The following is a 20,231-nucleotide window of genomic DNA, read 5'->3' as shown; positions in this document are numbered from 1 at the left end:
TAGCTTGGTTACAAGCTGTCTATCCAATAAATGAAGGAGCTGCCCTCGTCGCACGGGGGCATGCTGATCAGCTGATTCCTTGCAGGGCTTCGCCGACTGCATCGAACATACGATCCAGTTCCTGGGGTTTGGTATTGAAGGTGGGCCCGAACTGCAGGGTGTCGCCGCCGAACCGCACGTAGAAACCTGCTTTCCACAGAGCCATACCCGCTTCGAAGGGGCGGATAATCGCATCGCCGTCGCGCGGAGCAATTTGCAACGCACCTGCAAGCCCGCAATTGCGGATGTCGACGACGTGCTTCGCGCCCTTGAGGCCGTGAATGGCCTTCTCAAGATGCGGCGCCAGATCCGCAGACTGCTGAATCAAATTCTCCTTTTCCAGCAGCTCCAATGTTGCGAGACCGGCGGCGCAGGCTACCGGGTGGGCGGAATAGGTATAGCCATGAGTGAACTCAACAGCGTGATCAGGAGACGCCTGATACATGAAGGTGTCATAGATTTCGCTCGTGGCAATCACAGCCCCCATAGGAATGGCGCCGTTTGTAATCTGTTTGGCTACATTCATCAGATCCGGCGTAACGCCGAAGTACTCGGCACCCGTCATGGTGCCCATTCGCCCAAAGGCGGTAATGACCTCATCAAAGATCAGCAGAATGTTGTGCTGATCGCAGATTTCACGCAGGCGTTGCAAATAGCCCTGCGGCGGAACGATGACGCCAGCCGACCCGGACATCGGCTCGATAATGACCGCGGCGATGTTCGAAGCGTCGTGCAGCTCAATGAGTTTCAATAGCTCGTTAGCCAGTGCCACCCCACCGGTCTCAGCAGCGCCTTTGGTAAAGGCCAGTTCTGGCTGCAAGGTATGCGGCAGGTGGTCGACGTCCATCAACTGGCCGAACATTTTGCGATTGCCGCCGATCCCCCCCAATGCGGTGCCCGCAACGTTCACGCCGTGGTAACCGCGGGCTCGACCGATCAGCTTGGTTTTCTGCGGTTGACCCTTCAGGCGCCAGTAGGCACGCGCCATCTTGATGGAGGTGTCAGCGCTTTCAGAGCCGGAGCCTGTGAAGAACACGTGATTGAGGTTGCCTGGCGCTAGGCTGGCAATCTTTTCCGACAGTTTGAAGGACAGCGGGTGGCCATACTGAAAGGCTGGCGCATAGTCCAGAGTGACCAATTGCTTGGCCACGGCATCGGCGATTTCCTTGCGCGAATGGCCTGCGCCGCAGGTCCACAAACCAGAAAGGCCGTCGAAAACTTCGCGGCCGTACTCATCGACCAGGTGATTACCGTGGGCTCCGACAATGAACCGTGGATCTTTCTGGAAATTGCGGTTCGATGAGAACGGCATCCAGTGGGAGTCCAATTTGAGGCCAGTGGCCAAGGAGATTTTTGTTTGCAAGGCCTGGTTCATGACACTGATCCTGAGCACGTTGGATGTTGCGTAGCTTGTGCTGGAACGTCATGTACGATAAATCTATATTTTCTTGAATTCAGTTATCGGAAAACTCACCAATGACAAAAAAAGCCCCCCTCCATCAAGTAAGTGATTTCGATCTGAGGCTGTTGCGCGTGTTCAAGACCGTCGCCGAATGCGGGAGCTTTTCTGCGGCAGAGAGTGTTCTTGGCATCACTCGATCCGCTATCAGTTTGCACATGGGTGATCTGGAGAAACGCCTTGGCATGCGTTTGTGCCAGCGTGGGCGCGCGGGATTCGCGTTGACGGATGAAGGAAGAGAGGTCTTACGAGCGAGTGAAACCGTCCTAGCGGCCATTGAGGGGTTTCGCAGCGAGGTCAACCAGATGCACCAGAACCTACGCGGAGACCTCAACGTCGCCATCGTCAACAACTTGGTGACGCAACCGAAAATGCGTATCACCCATGCGCTCAAGGCAGTGCGGGCGGAAGGCACCGGGGTACGCATCAACCTCAGCATGAGTACTCCTGGCGAAATCGAGCGCGGACTACTGGACGGTCGACTGCACGTAGGGGCTGTACCACTGATCACCCCCTTGTCTGGTCTGGACTACAGCCTTCTGTACGAAGAGCGATCAAACCTTTATTGCAGTCATGAGCACCCCCTTTTTTCCAGTGCAGATCACCTCAGTGATGAAGATCTCCTGCGTGCCGATGCCGTAGTGCCTTCCTACAGGATGACTGCCGAAGCGATTGGCCTACACCAAATGTTGAACGTTGCAGCCACCGCAACCGACCGAGAAGGCATCGCATTCTTGATCCTCACTGGCAGCTACATTGGCTTCCTACCCGATCACTACGCCGCAACCTGGGTGGAGAAGGGGCTAATGGCACCGCTCGATCCTGACAGATTGTTTTTCGACTCCAAGCTAGCCATCGCTACCCGCAAAGGGCGTCGACAGAATTTGATTCTTGAGCGCTTCATCAACGAACTACAGCTCAATAACTCAGTAAATTAGATCTCCCCAGCTCGTTCCCTCTCCTCCTCTCTGACTTCCTACCCAGCGCCTCTCTCCGACTGTGCCACTCATCGCACAGAAGGGGAGGCGGACATCCGTTCGTAAAAAAAATCTGCATGCGTGTTGACAGAACCGGCAGGTTGGCAATAGCCTGAATACATTGCTGCACACAAGGCGGCACTCACAAAAACAACATACCTCTTCTTTTGCTAGCTCTTCTGTCTACAACAACAAATTACGGAGAGATTCAAAATGGCTCGTTTACTATCCCGCAACGCCTGTAGTGGCGTCGCCGGCCTCGCGGCAGCTATCGCACTTCTCATACAGCCCAGCGCTCAAGCGGAAACACAAACCTGGCAAAGCGTTCAGCAAGCCGGCGTACTACGCTGCGGCGCGGCCGTCGCCGCGCCCTACGTGATGCGCGACCCATCAACCGGGAAATACAGTGGTTTCTTCGTTGATCTCTGCCGCGACTTCGCTGAAAACGTACTCAAGGTAAAAGCCCAGTTCGTCGACACCAGCTGGGATAACCAAGTAGCTGGCCTGCAGAGCGGGAAATGGGATATGGCCATGGCGTTGAATCAGACGCCGGAAAGAGCCAAGGCCGTAGCATTTTCGGTGCCGGCTACCGACTATCAGATTTCTTTGCTGACCAATCAGAAGAACCCGAAATTCAATGGCGCCGGCAACAACCTCGCCGACTATGACAAACCAGGCGTGACCATCGCCGTGATCTCCGGCACAGCTGCCGATAAAGCTGTCTCGGGCACCATCAAGAACGCCACCCTCATGCGCTTGCCCGGCTCCGATGAAACTCGTATGGCCTTGATGTCGCGTCGCGCTGATGTGCTCGCTGACGCTAACGACACCAACCACCTTTTCGCACTAGCCAACGAATGGACTAAGGAAGTACTCCCGGTTCCAGCGCTAGCCAAACAAGGTGTGTCCTTTGCCCTTCCACGCGAAACACCATCTGAAGATCTCGCGCAACTAGATGCGTACCTGACTCAACGCCGTGAGGCGGGTGAGATCGACAAGTTGGTGGACAAAGCTTCCGCCGAGATCATTGCGGGCAACAAAGCCCAGTAACTCCCGCTGACATGCGGGGGCTTCTACTCAGAGAACCCTCGCGGAGACGACTGTCATGAAAACTCCTTATTTGGTAGCAGCCCAGTCACAGGCTTCGCTTACCCCGGATTCCGCTAACAGCGGGGATTTCATCCAACTGCGCGACGTGCGAAAGGCCTACGGTGAGCAACTGGTGGTGATGGACCAGATGAATCTGGACATGCGCGCCGACGACCGCCTGGTGATCATCGGTCCATCCGGCAGCGGCAAAAGCTCGCTGCTGCGGGTATTGATGGGACTTGAGAGTATTCAGGGTGGAACGATCCACTTTCAGGGCAAGCCCTACATCGACGGAAGTCGCAAACAGGGCAAACCGCTGGACGAAACCTTGCACAAGCAGATCGGCATGGTGTTCCAGCATTACACCTTGTTCCCGCACCTGTCAGTGCTGGGCAACCTGATCCTCGCCCCGGTCAAAGTTCATGGTCTGAGCAAGGCTGAGGCAACCGAGAAGGCCCGTGCCTACCTGGCCCGACTAGGCCTTGAAAGCAAACTGCACGCATACCCTAGCCAACTATCTGGCGGACAGAAGCAACGCGTTGCAATCGCCCGCGCCTTGATGCTCGAACCGAAACTGATGCTGTTCGATGAAGTGACCTCCGCCCTCGACCCAGAAATGGTCATTGAGGTGCAGAACGTGATGATGCAACTGGCCGAGCAGAAGATGGCGATGATCATCGTCACCCATGACATGCACTTCGCTCGCAACATCGCCACCCGCGTGGTGTTCTGCGCCAACGGCAAAGTGGTCGAACAAGGCCATCCCGATCAGCTCTTCACCAGCCCACGCGAACCACGCACCCGCGAGTTCCTGGAAAAGGTCCTGCACCTGGATTGAGGGCGAGACAATGAACTATCAATTTGATTTTCACTTTCTAAGCGGCACCTTTCCGGCGCTGCTAGACGGGCTCAAGGTCACACTTCAGTTGGCCCTCGTGTCCAACCTGATCGGGCTGGTCCTTGGTTTCTTCCTGTGCCTTATGACGTTGAACCGTTGGTTCTTCATTCGCTGGCCAGCGCAGCTGTTCATCGAGTTCTTCCGCTGCACCCCGGCGCTCTTACAAATCGTCTGGTTTTTTTACTGCGTGCCGATGCTTTTCGACGTGTTCATCGACCCTGTTGCCATGGGTTTCTTGGCACTGGGCCTTAACCTCACCGCGTTCAACGCTGAAGCGTATCGCGCAGGTGTTCAGGCAGTGCCCCGCGAGCATCTGGATGCCTGCGTCGCGCTAGGTCTTAAGCCATGGCAGCGGACCTTTTACGTGATCTTACCGCAGGCCCTACGTAGCGCCCTTCCGGTACTGATTACCAACGGCATCGGCACCCTACAACAGAGCGCACTGGTTGCAATCGTCGCCGTTGCCGACCTGATGTACGTGGGCAAGAGCTTGGCCACTGAGGCTTACCGCCCATTGGAAACTTACACCCTGATCGCCTTGATCTACTTCGCCATGTCGCTGCCGATCGCGCAGTTGGTGCAGTGGTTTGAACGGCGCCAGGAAATGGCCGGCCAGCGGTGAGGAGATAGTCATGCCACTCGATTTCTCAGTTGTTCTGCATTACTGGCCAGTTTTACTTAAAGGCCTGGCCCTGACTCTCGCATTCACAGGCGTCTGCGCTTTGTTGGGTAGCCTGCTGGGTTTTCTGGTCAGCATGTTGCGCCAGATCAAAACCCCATTGGTGCGCCTGCCGCTGACCTTGTACGTGGAGTTCTTTCGCGGTACGCCACTGCTGATTCAGTTGTTCTGGGTGTTCTTCTGCTTTCCAGTGGTGTTTGGCTTGGACATCCCGCCGTACGTCTCGGTGCTGATCTCACTGACCCTCTTCATGGGTGCGATCACTAGCGAGACTTTCCGCGGCGCGCTCAAATCTATCGCCAGCGAACAGCATGACGCCTGCACTGCTTTGGGCCTGACCTCTAAGGTCAAGGTGCTCTATGTGATCTTCCCCCAAGCCCTGCTGCGCGCGGTGCCACCACTACTGTCGAACATAGTCAGTTTGTTCAAAGAAAGCGCGCTGATTTCCTCGGTCGGAGTCGCGGACTTGATGTTCGTCGGACAAAACATTTCCAACAGCACCGCCCGCCCTGTCGAGTTCCTCTCGGCGGTAGCGGTCATCTACTTCCTCGTAGCCTTCCCGCTGACCCGATTGGTCGGTGTGGTCGAAGGGCGCCTGCTGCGCCGCTACGCCTACTGACATAACTGATCTGAAACCACCCCGGAGACTTCAACATGAAACTGAACGGTATTCTGCCTGCCCTGGTCACCCCATTTGACGCCGCTGGCAAAGTCGATCACGACACCTTGGCCTCGATCCTGGAACATCAACTGGCCGCCGGCGTCAAAGGTTTTGTTCCACTGGGCTCGACTGGTGAGTACTACGCTCTGACTAACGAAGAGCGCCGTCAAATCCTGGCCACCGTTAAAGAAGTGGTCGGCGACCGCGGCACCTTGATCGCAGGCGCTAATGGTTCTTGCACCCGCGAAGTGTTGGAGCAGATCAAGCAGACCGTCGACGCAGGCTACACCAACCTGCTGATCGCTCCACCTTACTACGCACTGCCGTCTCAGGAAGAGCTGCTGGCCCACTACAACACGATTCTCGAAGCATTCCCAGAGATCAACGTAGTGCTCTACAACTACCCGATTCGCACCAACGTTGAAGTCGGCATGGACGTGATCGCCGCGCTGCACCAGCACCCACGCGTCATCGGAATCAAGGAAAGCAGCGGCAACCTGTTGCGAGCCATCGAAATCGGTGAGAAATACAAGGGCATTCAGTTGTCCTGCGGCTCCGACGACCAGGCCCTGGACTTCTACCTGTGGGGCGCTGACAGCTGGATCTGCGGCCCGGCAAACATTTTCCCGGAGAAGGTCGTAGCCTTCCACAACGCCTTCACTAAAGGCGACATTCGCGGCGCCCAGGAAATCATGCGCAGCTTGTTCCCGGCCATGGCCAACCTGGAGAGCGGCAAGTTCGTGCAGAAGGTCAAGTACGGCACTGAACTGGCCGGCTTCAAGGTCGGCAATGCCCGTGCACCGTTGCTGCCACTGACCGAGGAAGAAAAAACCGAATTCCGTAAGGTATTCGAAGCTTCGCAGGCCTAACACGGTAGCTCTTCGGAGTACCTTGTAGTGGGAGGGCCAGGACGCATGAGTCTGCCCTCCCACGCCTGCTCCTCACCCCGTCTACCTATTTATTGAGCATTGCACCCATGAACAACCCGCAAGCGTCATCGCAACAGGCTGTAGTCATCGGCGGCGGTATCGTCGGCGTTTGCTGCGCGCTGTACCTGCAGCGCGACGGCCACCGGGTCACCCTCATCGACCCAGCCGCGCCTGGTGACAGTACCGCCAAGTGGAGCTGCGGCCAGATGGCAGTAAGCGAAGTAATCCCTCTTTCCAAGCCCGGCATTCTAATGAAGATCCCTGGCTGGTTACTCGATCAAAAAGGCCCCTTGGCACTGCGCCCTAGCGCGCTGCCAGGGATCCTGCCGTGGTTCATGCGCTTCCTCGCCTGTGCACGCCCTTCGAAGATCAATGAGATCGCCAAGGACATGGCCCGCCTGACCCAGCATGTGTATGAAGACTATGCTCCACTCCTCGACGCCTGCCCGGATAAAACCCTGCTCGGCGATCGGCCAATCCTGGAGGTATTCGACTCCTCTGCAGGCCTGGTCCACGAGCGGCCGCATCTGGAATTACGCAAACAACTCGGTTTCCGCTCCGAGGAGTTGAATGGTGCCGCAATTGGCGATCTGGAGCCGGCCCTAGCCGGAAAATTCCAGCATGGCCTACTGTTCCCTGACTGGCGCGCGGTGAACGACACCGAAGGCTTCATCGCCGCCCTCACTGAAAGCTTCATTGCCCAAGGCGGTGTGCGTCTGCGCCAACTGGTGGTGAAGATCAACGAGAACCACGATCAAGCTACTGGTGTGACGCTGGACGATGGCAGCCGGATACCCGCCAGTCTGCTGGTAGTCGCAGCTGGCACCGGCGCCAGATCCTTCTTCGACACGCTCGGCGTGAACATTCCGCTCGCCGGCATTGCTGGTTACCAGGCGGTACTCCCGCAGCCAGGCGTTGAGATCCGCCACTCAGTGATCTATGCAGACGGTGGCTTTTGCTTCTCACCGATGACCCGCGGTCTGCAGATCGGAGGCACCATCGAGTTCGCCGCGCCCAATTCCGAACCGAATTTCAAGCGAGCCGAAATCATCATGGAAAAGGCCCGCCGCGTCCTGCCTCAACTGAACACCCAGGGCATGGAATTTGGCGTCGGTTATCGCCCGTTCCTGCCAGACACCAAACCAGTAATCGACCGCTCGCCACGACTGAAGAACGCCATCCTAGCATTCGGCCATGGCCAGCTTGGTCTCACCCTTGGCGCCACCACTGGTCGCCTGGTAAGTGACCTCGCTGCTCAACGCACCCCTACTCAAAATCTCTCTGCATTCAGTGCCCGACGCTTTGCCGTCCTTGGAGGAAACGCATGAACCGCTACGACCAGTTCTATATCAATGGCCAGTGGGTCACCCCAGTCAACGGCGGTAGTTTTCCATCGTACGATCCAAGTGATGAAAGCTTGATCGCCACCGTAGCATCCGGCTCCGCCGAAGACATCGATATCGCCGTAAAAGCAGCCCGCGTAGCCTTCGATGAGGGCCCTTGGCCGCGCATGAGCGGAGCCGAGCGTGGTGCCTACTTGCGCAAGATCGCCGACGGCATTCGTGCACGTCAAGAAGAGCTGGCGACCATTGAAGTACGCGATAACGGCAAGCCATTCCCGGAAGCAATGTGGGACATCGGCGACACTGCTGGTTGCTTCGATTTCTACGCCAATATGGCCGAAGAGCTGGATGCAAAGCGCGAGAAACCAGTAACGCTGTCCGATGATCGCTTCAGCTCGTTGGCACGCAAGGAGCCAATCGGAGTAGCCGGGGCCATCGTGCCTTGGAACTTTCCTATGCTGATGGCCTCCTGGAAAATCGCGCCGGCCTTGGCGGCAGGCTGCTGCATCATCCTTAAGCCTGCCGAGCAGACATCGCTGACCGCGCTTGAGTTGGCACGAATTGCCGATGAGGCCGGCTTGCCAGCTGGTGTGTTGAACATCGTCACTGGCCCAGGCACCACGGTTGGTGCAGCCCTAACCGCACACCCTGGCGTGGACAAACTGGCCTTCACCGGCAGCGTGCCGGTAGGCAGCCGCATCATGCAAGCGGCCGCTCAGGACATCAAGAACGTCACCTTGGAATTGGGTGGGAAGTCGCCGTTCGTCATCTTCGCTGACAGCGACCTGGAAGCAGCCGTCGAGTGGATCATGTTCGGGATTTTCTGGAACAAAGGCGAAGTCTGCTCTGCAACATCGCGAGTGTTGGTAGAGCGTGCGGCGTACGAACCATTACTGGCTCGCCTGGCAGAAGAGGCAAGCAAGATCAAGATTGGCAACGGCATGGAAGAAGGTGTGCTGCTCGGCCCACTGGTCAACCGCAATCAATACGACGGAACGCTGCGAGCCATTTCCCGCGGGCTGGAAGAAGGCGCGCGCCTGGTATCGGGTGGCGAGCGCCCGGCACATCTGGACAAAGGTTTCTATCTGCAGCCGACTGTGTTCGCTGACGTACCAGAAGACAGCTGGATCTGGAATGAAGAAATCTTCGGCCCCGTAGTCTGCATCCGTCCATTCGATACCGAAGAGGAAGCTGTGAAATCAGCCAACAATTCGCGTTTCGGCCTGGGTGCCGCGGTCATGTCCAAGGACCTGAAGCGTTGCGAGCGCGTGGCCCGTAAATTCCGAGCGGGTATTGTCTGGATCAACTGCTCCCAACCAACCTTCACCGAAGCCCCGTGGGGCGGTTACAAGCAAAGCGGTATCGGTCGTGAGCTGGGTGAATGGGGTCTGAACAACTACCTCGAAACCAAGCAAATCACCACCTATAACAGCGATCAGCCTTGGGGCTGGTACATTAAGTGAGGTAGCCGCCATGCGTTGGAAACAGACTCTGCAACTGGCAGAAGTGCACTGTGAAGGCGAGATCGGCAAAGTCATCACAGGTGGTGTCATTGGCATTCCAGGCACCACCATGCTGGACAAGATGAACTACATCAACGAGGTCGACGACAGTCTTCGTCGCTTGGTGACGTTGGAGCCCCGCGGCTGTCTGCAGATGTCGGTCAATTTGCTACTGCCGCCTACCCGCCCCGAAGCTCATGCTGGCTTCATCGTGCTTCAGGCGGACAAAGCGCACCCCATGTCAGGTAGTAATTGCATCTGCGTCGTGACGGCTCTGCTTGAGCTTGGCATGGTGCCGATGCAGGAACCAGAAACCACCGTGGTGCTAGACACCCCGGCTGGTCTGGTCACTGCCCGGGCCCAGTGCGCTGACGGTCGTTGCCTGAGCGTATCGCTGGACATGGTGCCGGCATTTGTCGAACACCTGGATCTGGTTATCGAGACTGAAGTTTTCGGTACAATTAAGATCGATGTGGCCTTTGGAGGTGTTTACTACGCGCTGATCGATGTGGATCAGACCGGACTAAGCATCGCCCCAGAAAACGCTCGGGCGCTGGCTGATGCCGGTGTGGCGCTCAAGGATGTGATCAATCGTCAGCTGAATATCCAGCACCCGCTGCTGCCATCTGTTAACGAAGTGGCCTACGTGATGTTCCGCAACCGGGTAGACGAGCACACCTATCAAACATGCACCACCCTGCCCCCAGGGCGTGTGGACCGTTCGCCTTGCGGTACGGGCAGTTCGGCCAATCTCGCTACTTTGGCTGCACGTGGTCTGGTCCAGGCTGGTGACAGCTTGGTGTCGCGCTCGACCATTGGCGGGCAATTCCAAGTCGAGTTACTTGGGGCTACCGAGGTGGCCGGGCGAGCCGCCGTGCTGCCGCGGGTAACCGGTCGAGCATGGCTGTATGGGCTACAGCAGCTGGGAGTGGATCCGGATGATCCACTGGCCGCAGGTTTCATGCTAAGCGATACCTGGGGAGAAGGTCTGAATCAGTGACCTTCGGCGGGCCGTGCTCAGAAGTTAAACGAGCATGGCCCCTTCTTCAGACAGATTTAACTATAGGTTCGTCTATGCAAAAGAAAAAATGCCGACTGCCGTGACCTGCTACACCGGAAGGAAATGGGGCAAGCGTAATCGTTGATATCGGAAACTGGCTGATGCACCTCCTTTGCCTTGGAGGCTTCAAACACCAGGAGATGACATCCAGCGAAGCTACCGTGGAGTCTCGGTCTAACGGACACGTGGTCGGTAACGATTACGATATAAAAAAGTACTGGCCTGTATGATACTGGCCGGACCAACCGAGACCTGATGATGTCAACTGATAACGAAATTGAAGGCGGCCCTCGTCGCCATGGCGGCCGCTACATTTACGAAGAACTGCGTAAGCAGATTTTGACGCTTAAGCTCAAGCCTGGCGTGCAACTGGATGAAGTATCCCTTGCGGCGCAGTTTGGCCTTTCCCGCTCCCCTGTTCGCGACGCACTGGCGCGGCTCATCACTGAAGGCTTGGTAGTTATCCTGCCCAATCGCACTACGCTGGTGACGCCCTTTGAAATTGAAGAGTTTCCCAACTACGTCGCGGCCTTGGATCTGATGCAACGAGTCGTCACTCGCTTGGCAGCTACTCAGCATCGCCCAGAAGATCTCGAAGCAATCCGCGAGGCGGACGCTGCATATCTAAACGCTGTCACCAGTGGAGACTTTCAGGTCATGTCCGAGCTTAACAAAGCTTTCCACATGGCCATTGCGCGGGCAGGACGCAATCCGTACTTCATTAACTATTACGAGCGTTTGCTTAGCGAAGGGCAACGTTTGCTGCATCTGCACTTCGACTATATCGTAAGCTCAGCGAGCGCTAATCGTCTGGGTCGCGATCACGACGATATTATTCAAGCAATCGCAGCCCGCGACGGCGATGCAGCTGAGGCGGCAGCTCATGAACATACCGTTCTGTTTCAGCGTCGATTCTTGGACTATATGCAGCTGAATCTGACTGCTAAGATCTCCGTGACTTAATTAGACGAGTGACTATTACAGCGTGGCTCAACATCGCGGCTTTGCGGCATAAATGTATGCCACGCAGATTAACCTCAATGTGACTTGATCACGCATAGCCTCTATATTCCCCCCTCCTCTCCCCTCCTTAGAAGTACGAGATACCAGGTTTAACACACCGCACATTCCTAGCGGTGCTCTCATATCCTTTATTTCAATGCCGACCGTTAGACGCTGGACAGCCTGCGCCTGCCAATTACACCTCCCGTGCGATCAGATTCTATTTGATTATTTCAAGAGAGCTATGACAGACAAACAAGGGGTAAGTCAAAGAGAATGAAAACGTCGATCTTTAGCAAATACGCATATTAATATTGAGCGCACTATTAGCACTAGGCTGCCAGGGTAAGGGATTTGATTAATAATCGTATTGAAGGGCCTATCACGGAGCTATTGCTGCTCCGCGATAGGCCTTCGTCTTACGCTACTGCCTGTGCTCCCGTAATTTCAACGAGCGACCCGCACATGAACGCGGCCTCATCGGAAGCAAGGAAGGCCACCAGCGCAGCAACTTCCTCTGGCTTGCCGATACGCCCGAACGGCACCATCTTATCTAGGTCGGAGATGGTACGGCCGGAGCGGAGCACACCAGCTTCAAGCATTGGAGTGTGAATTTCACCAGGACAGACGGCGTTGACCCGAACATTCTGCGGTGCGTAATCCCGAGCCAAGTTCTGGGTGAACGATGCTACAGCTGCCTTAGTTACGTTGTAGGCAATATGTCCTGGTGCTGGGTACAGTCCCCACTGCGATGCAGTGTTAACAATAGCGCCGGCCCCATTTTCAATCATAATCGGGAGGACTGCTCGGCAGAGATGGAACATGGAATCAAGGTTAATTGCGAAGCTGGTATGCCAGTCGTCCTCGCTCAACGCCAAAAGATTTCCGCGGCGGTTGATCCCCCCGTTGTTGACCAAAACATCGATACGCCCCAATTGTCCCACTACCGCGTCTACCAAACCGCGGCATGCGTCGCCGGAGCCAATGTCCGCAGCTATTGCAACTGCCTTACCCCCACCAGCTTTGATCCCCTCGACGACTACCTGCGCCGCTTCCAGATTGACGTCGCTGACTACAACCGTTGCGCCCTCACTCGCCAAGCGCGTCGCGATTGCCGAGCCGATGCCGCCTGCGGCGCCAGTCACGATCGCAACTTTGTTTTCAAATCTGTTCATCATCGACTCCTGCTTGTTGTATTGGATGTAGTCGTTCATGTCTTATGGCGATCGGTTAAGCGCGGTGCTAAGTGCACGGAACTTTGAATCTCATCAGTTCGGCGATATCCAATCCGCTACCTGTCCCTACGCGGAGGTGTCGGTAAGAGATTCAAACATTGGTGGCTCTACGCAAAGCTAATTAGCCGAATACGATGGTCAAAAGTTTCGACCGAAACCAACAATGCGGCTGATGGTGGGTAAGATCTGAACCATTTGATCATCCCGCTCATTTCATCGCGTCTCAAAATAAGGCTGCCAACCCCGCAGCGAAATGTGTGCAACACTGCATGCAATCTAGCCACTGCAATTCAGCGTGTCAACAGACCCGTGCCCAGCGCGACAGCATAGGTACGTGATTGTTGGCGCTGAAGACAAATTGCCCAGTGGTAATGCTTCGCTGACCCAACACCAATCGGCAAAAATCCAGCACTGGTAAAGGTTCAAATGAGTCAGTGAAATTTCGGTAACCGGATCAATCCTGCACTGGCGATAAACACGGTGAAGCGTTGCCACCGATATTACCCGGACGCCGGGATGGGCATACATCTCAGCTTTCCGACAGGTCATGGGCGTTGATTGTCTGAGCGCTCAACGGTCCCAATCGCGGAACGGCACACCCGCCTCGATGTAGCGCATCGCCGACTATACATCGCGCCAACCGACATACTCCCTCAAGGCCTTGCTGCTCCATTGATTGCGATTGGCCCAGGTGGCAAAACCGCGGCACAGCGAATGCGCGGTGTAACTCTCGCCAGCTTTACCGCTGCGCAAAAACGCCAGACGCAAAATACGCGAGAGACTGTTCGGATTGATGCGCTCCTCCGCTAGATGGCCCCAGCGTTCGATGGCGCGAAATACCGGCCCCTGGTTGATGCCACTGACCGCCAGCTAGTGCTGGTGAGCGTCCACCGGGCAGAGCCGCGTCAGCGCCGGGAACATCAGAGTGCGACGGCGATGGTCGCGGTCAGTCTTGCTGCTGGCGAGGAAAACCTCCAGCGCTTGCCCTTCAGGCAACTGGATATGCTCGACCCGCAGTCGTCATAACTCGTCACCCCCCCAGCCCGCGCCAATACCCGAGAGGATCAACGCTTGAACCCGCACGGCGCGCAGCCGCACCGCCCTTTGTTCAGAGGTCAACTGCAGGTCCAAGCCCTCAATGCACGCTTCCAGCCTCTCTAACTGCAGCGCATCGGCCTGCTTGATGGGTTGCGGGTGCAGCGCCTAAATTCCCCTCAGCACATCACGCATCCGCGGCGCCTTGGTCGGGTCATCGAAGCCGTACTGCTGGTACCACTGCGCCAAAGCCGCCAGTGCGTGCGCAAGGTGTTGCTGGCTAACTGGGCGCCATACTCCGCCAGGTAGCGCACGACGCTTTCACTGGAGGCCAGCAACACCCCGCCCCACTCCACTTCAAAGTGTTCAACGGCTTGAGCACAGCGCCGCTGCGTACTGTCGCGCCACTTGCAGGTACCGCTCGGCTCAATAAAGTAATTATCTCTTTCTCTCGACCTATTTGATCGCTGCTAGACATATACGGACGCATATCGTATAGTAATTTTATCAGCAAAGACTGACGATAAGACTCTCATCTTCGAGGTGTTCATGGAGCCAGTTCTCGACCCCCGCACTCCTGCTCTCATCGGTACCGGGCACTTTTGCGAACGTATCGAAGACCCTGACTATCAAGTGCGATTACCTGCCTTGGCTGCCAAGGCTGCGCAGCAGGCTCTTATCGATTTTGGAATGAAGCCGCACATATTGGCCGCTGCTATCAATACCATCGCAACCACCCGTCAGCTTGAAAACTCAACCCCGATTTCACAGGCCCCTCTGGGGCCTAGCAACTACCTTCCCCGCTCCATCGGCAAACGGATTGGCGCTGATCCGACCCGCTCCATACTGGAGGGCGCCGGGGGACAGCGCCCACAACACTTGGTCAACGAGTTCGCCCGGCTTGTAGCAGAGGGGCACGGTGAGTTCGTTCTGTTTTCTGGCGCCGAAGCCATTTCCACAACGCGCCATTTCCCAAAAGGGCCCACAAAGCCGAACTTCAACGAAGCTGTCGACGGACCGCTTGAGGATCGAGGGTTCGGATTGGCCGGGCTGATGTTACGCCAGCTGTCCGAGCACTACATTGGTGCGCCAATTTCATACGCGCTGTTCGAGAACGCACGAAGAAACAAACTAGGCTACGTACCTGATCAATCTCGCGTCGAGATGGGCCGGCTATTCGCGTCATTTTGGGCAGCCGCGGCTGATAACCCTTACTCGGCTTCTCAAATCGCCTACTCGGCTGACCAAACATCCGCTCATAGGAGAAGACTTCCTGCTTGAAAATGCACCCGTCATTCCCAGCAGCTACTAGCTCCACCTGCTCTCCCAGCCCCACTTATGGCCGAACGCACCGAAGAAATTCTTGCAACCAGGCTGCAACTTTCAGTACATGAAATCGCCCGCCTGATAAAAGCCGGGGTGGCTCAGATGCGCAGTAGTTAGCGATTAAAACTGGTGCATGGGCATAACTTACTCTGTGCACCCTGTCTGGCTGCACTATCTAATGATGATGCAGAACGTAGCGGATTGTTTCGGGCCAGGCAATTGCCAAGTCCGAGCCTATTGAAAAAAAATAACAAGAGACCTTAATAGTGAGCAAACTCTCGTGGGCATTGCTGATGACCGGGATCACGGCAGCCACTTCTCCAGCCTGGGGGCAGAAAAAAAACAGTCAGACTTCTGATGCAACCGACTATAGCGACGGCGTTGCTTCATCTGAAACACACGATCGGCCTTATTCACAATTTGATCGATACATGCTGAAAGGGCCATCAATCCGACGCCCTCCTGTATCCGAGACAATTCTTCGGGATAAAGATGAGTTCCGGATGGAGCACTATTTGGGATGGGTTCAGCCGCTGTCGATTTTGAAATCGGCAGGCAGATCAGTACCTATACCATTGGGTGCGGAAAACAAGGATCTTTATGTCGCGCTTTTCAAAGTGTAGTCATGAATCAAGATTACTTTTGGCTGGGGATATAAAAGGAGATAATGCATGCTTGTAAAGAGTCGCTTCATGTTAGATGTTATCAAGACCACCAGCGAGGAGAAGCGAAGTAAGGGGACAATTATCTTTGTGCATGGTGTTTGTCACAGCGCTTGGTGCTGGTTAGAAAACTATGCCCCCTTCTTTGCCGACAATGGATGGAATTCATACGCTTTAAGTTTGCGGGGGCACGGGCAGAGTCAGGGAAGGGACCAGCTGGATCAATTTGGTTTGTCGGATTATGTGTCTGACGTGTTGAGCGTTGTCAATGAACTGGAGGAGCCGCCAATAGTCATCGGTCACTCGATGGGGGGTGCAATCACTCAGCTGTTGATGACACAGTTTCCTGAAAAAATAGCCGGAGCGGTGTTGCTGGCGTCAATGCCGCCTGGAACCCCAGATCCTTGGGAAAGACTTCGCCTGTTACGCTATCCAACAGGTGTTTTGGCTTTGTTCCGTTTGATTAATCAAAAGCCTGTGTCGGCAAGTGGAGTTGCGAAATCCCCATTTTTCTCGAATAGAATTAGCAAGGAAAAAGCCTCTGGCTATTTAGAGCATCTTCAAACCGAATCAAGGCGAGCCTTGAGCGAGCTATCCAAGTTCCAGACCGCTGGTGGCGCGCAACCGTTTCCATTGCTCGTATTAGGCTCAAGGCAAGATTTGATATTTGGAAACGGTGCAATAGAAAGAACAGCTAAACATTACAAAACTCAAGCGACCGTGCTGAGAGAGGGCTGTCACGACCTAATGCTTGATCCAATGTGGGAGCAGAGTGCTCACTGCATTCTGGATTGGCTGAACAGTTCTTTTTAGTGCTCAACCTAGTGTGCTGTTCGCGAAATAAATTTCTCCATGCTTGCACTACACTTCAGGTGCCATTCCTACCTTGGAGAGTTCCTGGTGAGCGCTCTGGACATTACGCTTAGCCCTGAAGAATTTGCCGAACTGAGCCGCCGCGTACGTTCCGCCACCATCAGTCAGCGCGATGGCCGTCGAGCCCGCGTCATCTTGCTGGCAGCGCAAGGATCAATGCGAGAAGAAATTGTACGATTGACAGGTTTCTCTCGCCCTACGGTCACCGACTGGTGCCAGCGTTTTCAGGCGCTCAGATTGGAAGGCCTGCTCGACAAGCCTGGCCGAGGACGCAAATCCCCTCTGCCTGCCGACACGATCCGCCGCGTGCTCGAACAGGTCACTCAACCTCGTATCGGCGAGCCCCGCTGGAGCTGCCGAAGCATGGCCCGTGCCGCCGGCATATCAGCGACCACCGTGCATAAACTGTGGGCGGCCAATGACTTAAAGCCTCATCTGACACGTACCTTCAAACTGTCGAACGACCCGCAGTTCGAGGAGAAATTCTGGGATGTCATCGGCCTGTACCTGGCCCCGCCAGACAAGGCGTTGGTGCTCTGCTGCGACGAGAAAAGTCAGGTGCAAGCCTTGGAACGCACACAGCCTGGGCTGCCTCTGGGGATCGGTCATATCCAAACAAAATCCCATGATTACACTCGCCACGGCACGGTCACGCTGTTCGCAGCGCTGGATTATCTCCAAGGCAAACTGATCAGTAGCATCGAGCGCCAGCACCGCCATCAGGAGTGGTTGGCTTTCCTCAAGAAAATCGACAAGGAAACCCCCAAGCACCTCCAGCTGCATCTGATCGTGGATAACTATGCGACACACAAGCACGCCAAGGTGAAGGCTTGGCTAGCGAAACATCCGCGCTTCCATGTGCATTTCACGCCGACCTCCAGCTCGTGGATGAACATGGTCGAGCGGTTTTTCAGGGACATTACCGTGTTCTTGCGCGACGGCAGCTTCGGCTCCGTACGTGAGTTGGAAAGCTCGATTACCACCTTCCTGGCATTACGGAACGCACGACCGACCCGGTACGTTTGGAACGCGAAAGGCGAGGAAATTTTGAGCAAGATCCGGCGGGCACGTGAAGCGATGGAGACGCAGATGGAAGGGCAAGTTATTTCGAAAACAGCACACTAGTGCTGCTCGTGTTCCTCAGCCGGACCCGCAGCCGACGAGGTCACTATCCTGCGGCGAGGATGGTTCTCACTGTCGCTTGCTGCAAATCTGGCGGGCTCGCACCCGCCTTTATCGCGAGAGGGGGAATCTCGACCTTTTTGCCTGCGAAGACCTGACGCACGCCCAGTGGCTAATGCACACGGGAGTACCCGTCGAACCAAGCCTGAATGCTGGCGCGCCATGCGGCTTCGATCTGGTCGAATCAGCCGCGGGCAGCTAGCGTTTGCCACGGATGTCATAGCACGCATTTGCCGTTATTTGGCCTTGCCAGTTGATTCAGATGGCCAACCAACTGCTGTGGTCACGGTGTTATGGCCGATTCAAAAATTTACCAGTTGGTTAGCTTCAACGGGCACCCTCGCTCATGACAATAGAAACGGTGGCGAAATGAACCGTAAAAACGATGTTGATAGGAGCTGGGTTTGGCGGAATTTACACGCTGTACCGACTCAAACAGCTCGGTTTGCGTGCCTGCGGAGTGGAGGCTGCTCCAGACGTAGGCGGCGCCTGATTCTGGAACCGATACCCTGGCGCTCTCTGCGACGTTGAGAACTTACTTTATACGTGTCGCCTGCTGTTGCACGTTAGAGAGGACGCCTGCGTCGTTGCGAGCGCTATGGCATGACTGGGCCACCAGTACCGATGACTGCCCCCCCTCGACGGATTTCCGAAATGGCCTCGTGCAAGCGACACCGTGGTTGAGCAGTACGAGAATTGGCGCCATGAACACCTCACAGTAGGTGTCGATGTAATGAGCCACTGCGCGCACATAAAAACAGAACGGTTACCGTCTGTAAAGTATGTCCGCTCAAATATTCTTCTTATCTGGTGACGCCACCACCCCCAGAAACGTTTGAAACTATTGATATAGATAGTCAGAAGACTCGACTTTGAAGCCAAAAAAGAGTTAAACCTTTTTCCTCATAAATCTCCTGAAACCCACGGAAGGGCATGAATCTGTCACTTTTCAAACCGAAGTTGAAGGAATGGGGTTGCTCTTTATGTACGCCAAACGTACAGTAAATCGAGCTCACCTTCTCGCGCCCTTAGAGCATATTGAGGCCCGCAACGGTGATTGCAAACTCGGTAGCCATTGCTGAATTGATAAGAGAGGCAGGGCCGCGGCTGAGCCCTATGCGTCGCTCCTGCTCCCATGGCGAGGGCTGGGCTGACCATCGCGTTGCAGCTTTCTCAAATGGAACTATTTATCGGCATCCCGCACTTGATGGATGTCGCCCCTACTGGGAGGAAGATAATGAACAGTCTAGACAGGCTGGATCCTGAGCTACTGCCCTTACTGGATGCCGCGCCAACATTGAACCTGGACGACACTCTCCTGACCGAAATGCGCGCCGCTATTGCGCAGAGATACGAGTCACTGGTCAGCGGATACGGTCCGATCATCCACACGATTACCAGCGTTGACGGACAGGACATTGCGCTGTACCACTACCCGGCGAAAGGCCCTAAGGGGCGCAGGCCCGCCATCCTGCACATGCACGGGGGCGGTATGGTGATCGGTTCGGCAGCTTCCTCAGCCCGAACCCTTGCCCCACTGTGCGGCCGCTTGGGTATAAGCGCTTTCTCAGTCGAGTATCGACTTGCGCCGCAGGCGCGCTTTCCATTGCCGCAAGAAGACTGCTATGCAGCATTGCGCTGGCTAGTAGAGCACGCCGACGAACTTGAAATTGACAGTGATCGGATCGTGGTCATGGGAGAAAGCGCAGGTGGAGGCCTCGCCACGGCGTTGGCGCAAATGGTGAGAGATCGCGGAGAACTTCCACCCCTGGCTGGGCAGGTGCTCCTCTACCCAATGCTTGATCACCGAACCGGAAGGCCAGGCGACCTTTCGTCATCCCCCACTGCGGGAACATTTGTCTGGACGCGACACAGTAACCAGTTCGGCTGGAGCGCCTTGCGAGGTGATTACACTGCTGGGGATGAACGGCGGGGATGGTTTTCTCCGTCGCTCGCTGAAAATTTCGCTGAACTCGCACCGGCCTTCATCGCAGTAGGTGATCTCGATCTCTTTGCTTGCGAAGACCTGACGTACGCCCAGCGGCTAATGCACGCGGGAGTGCCTGTCGAATTGCATCTATACGCGGGCGCGCCGCACGGCTTTGATCTACTCGAGTCGGCCACAGTCAGCCAGCGATTGCGCACCGACGTGTCGACAGCCATTTGCCGTTACTTAGCCTTGCCGGTTGCTACCATTGGCCAACAGACGGCTGCCGCCACGATGGAATAACCAAGCGAAAAAAACAGTTGTTTAGCGCCAACAGTGGCGCCAGCGTTCAT

General features: G+C 55.7%; 19 protein-coding genes. 17 read left to right on the top strand and 2 right to left on the bottom strand.

What is annotated here, in order from left to right; all coding sequences use genetic code 11:
• Positions 1–67 precede the first annotated feature (67 nt).
• A complete protein-coding gene (locus tag ACNYC6_RS25340; RefSeq protein WP_419709673.1) occupies positions 68–1,414 on the bottom strand; it encodes an aspartate aminotransferase family protein in 1,347 nt (448 codons plus the stop codon).
• A gap of 101 nt (positions 1,415–1,515) precedes the next feature.
• Here ACNYC6_RS25340 and ACNYC6_RS25335 point away from each other — a divergent pair, with 101 nt between their 5' ends.
• The 10 genes from ACNYC6_RS25335 (at position 1,516) to ACNYC6_RS25290 (ending at position 11,599) form a co-directional block, all read left to right on the top strand.
• Positions 1,516–2,436: a LysR family transcriptional regulator gene (locus ACNYC6_RS25335; protein ID WP_419709672.1), complete on the top strand. Its 921-nt coding sequence runs from the start codon at positions 1,516–1,518 to the stop codon at positions 2,434–2,436.
• Between the two features lie 252 nt (positions 2,437–2,688).
• Positions 2,689–3,525 carry a transporter substrate-binding domain-containing protein gene (locus ACNYC6_RS25330; RefSeq protein WP_419709671.1) on the top strand — a complete coding sequence of 279 codons (837 nt, stop codon included), beginning with the start codon at positions 2,689–2,691 and terminating at the stop codon, positions 3,523–3,525.
• Positions 3,526–3,580: 55 nt separating this feature from the next.
• Positions 3,581–4,402 carry an amino acid ABC transporter ATP-binding protein gene (locus ACNYC6_RS25325; protein ID WP_419709670.1) on the top strand — a complete coding sequence of 274 codons (822 nt, stop codon included), beginning with the start codon at positions 3,581–3,583 and terminating at the stop codon, positions 4,400–4,402.
• Positions 4,403–4,412: 10 nt separating this feature from the next.
• Positions 4,413–5,084: an amino acid ABC transporter permease gene (locus tag ACNYC6_RS25320; protein WP_419709669.1), complete on the top strand. Its 672-nt coding sequence runs from the start codon at positions 4,413–4,415 to the stop codon at positions 5,082–5,084.
• Positions 5,085–5,094: 10 nt separating this feature from the next.
• The gene (locus tag ACNYC6_RS25315; RefSeq protein WP_419709668.1) at positions 5,095–5,760 is read left to right on the top strand and encodes an amino acid ABC transporter permease; all 666 of its coding nucleotides are present in this window, start codon (positions 5,095–5,097) and stop codon (positions 5,758–5,760) included.
• Positions 5,761–5,795: 35 nt separating this feature from the next.
• Entirely contained in the window at positions 5,796–6,671 is an 876-nt protein-coding gene (gene dapA, locus ACNYC6_RS25310; protein WP_419709667.1) for a 4-hydroxy-tetrahydrodipicolinate synthase, read from the top strand.
• Between the two features lie 107 nt (positions 6,672–6,778).
• The gene (locus ACNYC6_RS25305) at positions 6,779–8,059 is read left to right on the top strand and encodes an NAD(P)/FAD-dependent oxidoreductase (protein WP_419709666.1); all 1,281 of its coding nucleotides are present in this window, start codon (positions 6,779–6,781) and stop codon (positions 8,057–8,059) included.
• Entirely contained in the window at positions 8,056–9,537 is a 1,482-nt protein-coding gene (locus ACNYC6_RS25300) for an aldehyde dehydrogenase family protein (protein ID WP_419709665.1), read from the top strand. The genes ACNYC6_RS25305 and ACNYC6_RS25300 overlap by 4 nt, the downstream gene beginning before the upstream one ends.
• Positions 9,538–9,547: 10 nt before the next feature.
• Positions 9,548–10,576, top strand: coding sequence for a proline racemase family protein (locus ACNYC6_RS25295; protein WP_419709664.1), 1,029 nt, complete (start codon positions 9,548–9,550; stop codon positions 10,574–10,576).
• Between the two features lie 318 nt (positions 10,577–10,894).
• Entirely contained in the window at positions 10,895–11,599 is a 705-nt protein-coding gene (locus ACNYC6_RS25290; protein WP_419709663.1) for a GntR family transcriptional regulator, read from the top strand.
• Positions 11,600–12,057: 458 nt separating this feature from the next.
• On the opposite strand, the gene ACNYC6_RS25285 is transcribed toward ACNYC6_RS25290, so the two are convergent.
• Entirely contained in the window at positions 12,058–12,852 is a 795-nt protein-coding gene (locus ACNYC6_RS25285) for an SDR family NAD(P)-dependent oxidoreductase (RefSeq protein WP_419709662.1), read from the bottom strand.
• A gap of 831 nt (positions 12,853–13,683) precedes the next feature.
• Between ACNYC6_RS25285 and ACNYC6_RS25280 the strand changes: the two genes are divergently transcribed.
• The 7 genes from ACNYC6_RS25280 to ACNYC6_RS25250 all read left to right on the top strand — a co-directional run bounded on the left by ACNYC6_RS25280 (position 13,684) and on the right by ACNYC6_RS25250 (position 20,181).
• The gene (locus tag ACNYC6_RS25280; protein ID WP_419709661.1) at positions 13,684–13,899 is read left to right on the top strand and encodes a hypothetical protein; all 216 of its coding nucleotides are present in this window, start codon (positions 13,684–13,686) and stop codon (positions 13,897–13,899) included.
• A 558-nt stretch (positions 13,900–14,457) separates the two neighbouring features.
• A complete protein-coding gene (locus tag ACNYC6_RS25275; protein WP_419709660.1) occupies positions 14,458–15,189 on the top strand; it encodes a hypothetical protein in 732 nt (243 codons plus the stop codon).
• A 311-nt stretch (positions 15,190–15,500) separates the two neighbouring features.
• Complete coding sequence (locus ACNYC6_RS25270) at positions 15,501–15,857, top strand: hypothetical protein (RefSeq protein WP_419709659.1); 357 nt, start codon at positions 15,501–15,503, stop codon at positions 15,855–15,857.
• Between the two features lie 48 nt (positions 15,858–15,905).
• Positions 15,906–16,709, top strand: coding sequence for an alpha/beta hydrolase (locus ACNYC6_RS25265; RefSeq protein ID WP_419709658.1), 804 nt, complete (start codon positions 15,906–15,908; stop codon positions 16,707–16,709).
• A gap of 87 nt (positions 16,710–16,796) precedes the next feature.
• Positions 16,797–17,894 (top strand): IS630 family transposase, encoded by a 1,098-nt coding sequence (locus tag ACNYC6_RS25260; RefSeq protein WP_419709546.1) that lies wholly within the window; start codon positions 16,797–16,799, stop codon positions 17,892–17,894.
• Positions 17,895–18,336: 442 nt separating this feature from the next.
• Positions 18,337–18,444 (top strand): NAD(P)-binding protein, encoded by a 108-nt coding sequence (locus ACNYC6_RS25255; protein WP_419709657.1) that lies wholly within the window; start codon positions 18,337–18,339, stop codon positions 18,442–18,444.
• Positions 18,445–19,188: 744 nt separating this feature from the next.
• The gene (locus ACNYC6_RS25250; RefSeq protein ID WP_419709656.1) at positions 19,189–20,181 is read left to right on the top strand and encodes an alpha/beta hydrolase; all 993 of its coding nucleotides are present in this window, start codon (positions 19,189–19,191) and stop codon (positions 20,179–20,181) included.
• Positions 20,182–20,231: the final 50 nt, after the last annotated feature.

Origin of the sequence: Pseudomonas sp. NFX224, from assembly GCF_048565165.1 — a bacterium.
Lineage (GTDB): Bacteria > Pseudomonadota > Gammaproteobacteria > Pseudomonadales > Pseudomonadaceae > Aquipseudomonas.
The sequence above is the reverse complement of the archived record's forward strand: the minus strand, read 5'-3'. Positions and strand labels throughout refer to the sequence as shown.

Bases quoted from the DNA above. Each gene is read 5' to 3' on its own strand.
- ACNYC6_RS25340 (WP_419709673.1), bottom strand. From the start codon at position 1,414: ATGAACCAGGCCTTGCAAACAAAAATCTCCTTGGCCACTGGCCTCAAA.
- ACNYC6_RS25335 (WP_419709672.1), top strand. From the start codon at position 1,516: ATGACAAAAAAAGCCCCCCTCCATCAAGTAAGTGATTTCGATCTGAGG.
- ACNYC6_RS25330 (WP_419709671.1), top strand. From the start codon at position 2,689: ATGGCTCGTTTACTATCCCGCAACGCCTGTAGTGGCGTCGCCGGCCTC.
- ACNYC6_RS25325 (WP_419709670.1), top strand. From the start codon at position 3,581: ATGAAAACTCCTTATTTGGTAGCAGCCCAGTCACAGGCTTCGCTTACC.
- ACNYC6_RS25320 (WP_419709669.1), top strand. From the start codon at position 4,413: ATGAACTATCAATTTGATTTTCACTTTCTAAGCGGCACCTTTCCGGCG.
- ACNYC6_RS25315 (WP_419709668.1), top strand. From the start codon at position 5,095: ATGCCACTCGATTTCTCAGTTGTTCTGCATTACTGGCCAGTTTTACTT.
- dapA (WP_419709667.1), top strand. From the start codon at position 5,796: ATGAAACTGAACGGTATTCTGCCTGCCCTGGTCACCCCATTTGACGCC.
- ACNYC6_RS25305 (WP_419709666.1), top strand. From the start codon at position 6,779: ATGAACAACCCGCAAGCGTCATCGCAACAGGCTGTAGTCATCGGCGGC.
- ACNYC6_RS25300 (WP_419709665.1), top strand. From the start codon at position 8,056: ATGAACCGCTACGACCAGTTCTATATCAATGGCCAGTGGGTCACCCCA.
- ACNYC6_RS25295 (WP_419709664.1), top strand. From the start codon at position 9,548: ATGCGTTGGAAACAGACTCTGCAACTGGCAGAAGTGCACTGTGAAGGC.
- ACNYC6_RS25290 (WP_419709663.1), top strand. From the start codon at position 10,895: ATGTCAACTGATAACGAAATTGAAGGCGGCCCTCGTCGCCATGGCGGC.
- ACNYC6_RS25285 (WP_419709662.1), bottom strand. From the start codon at position 12,852: ATGAACGACTACATCCAATACAACAAGCAGGAGTCGATGATGAACAGA.
- ACNYC6_RS25280 (WP_419709661.1), top strand. From the start codon at position 13,684: ATGGCCCCAGCGTTCGATGGCGCGAAATACCGGCCCCTGGTTGATGCC.
- ACNYC6_RS25275 (WP_419709660.1), top strand. From the start codon at position 14,458: ATGGAGCCAGTTCTCGACCCCCGCACTCCTGCTCTCATCGGTACCGGG.
- ACNYC6_RS25265 (WP_419709658.1), top strand. From the start codon at position 15,906: ATGCTTGTAAAGAGTCGCTTCATGTTAGATGTTATCAAGACCACCAGC.
- ACNYC6_RS25255 (WP_419709657.1), top strand. From the start codon at position 18,337: ATGTTGATAGGAGCTGGGTTTGGCGGAATTTACACGCTGTACCGACTC.
- ACNYC6_RS25250 (WP_419709656.1), top strand. From the start codon at position 19,189: ATGAACAGTCTAGACAGGCTGGATCCTGAGCTACTGCCCTTACTGGAT.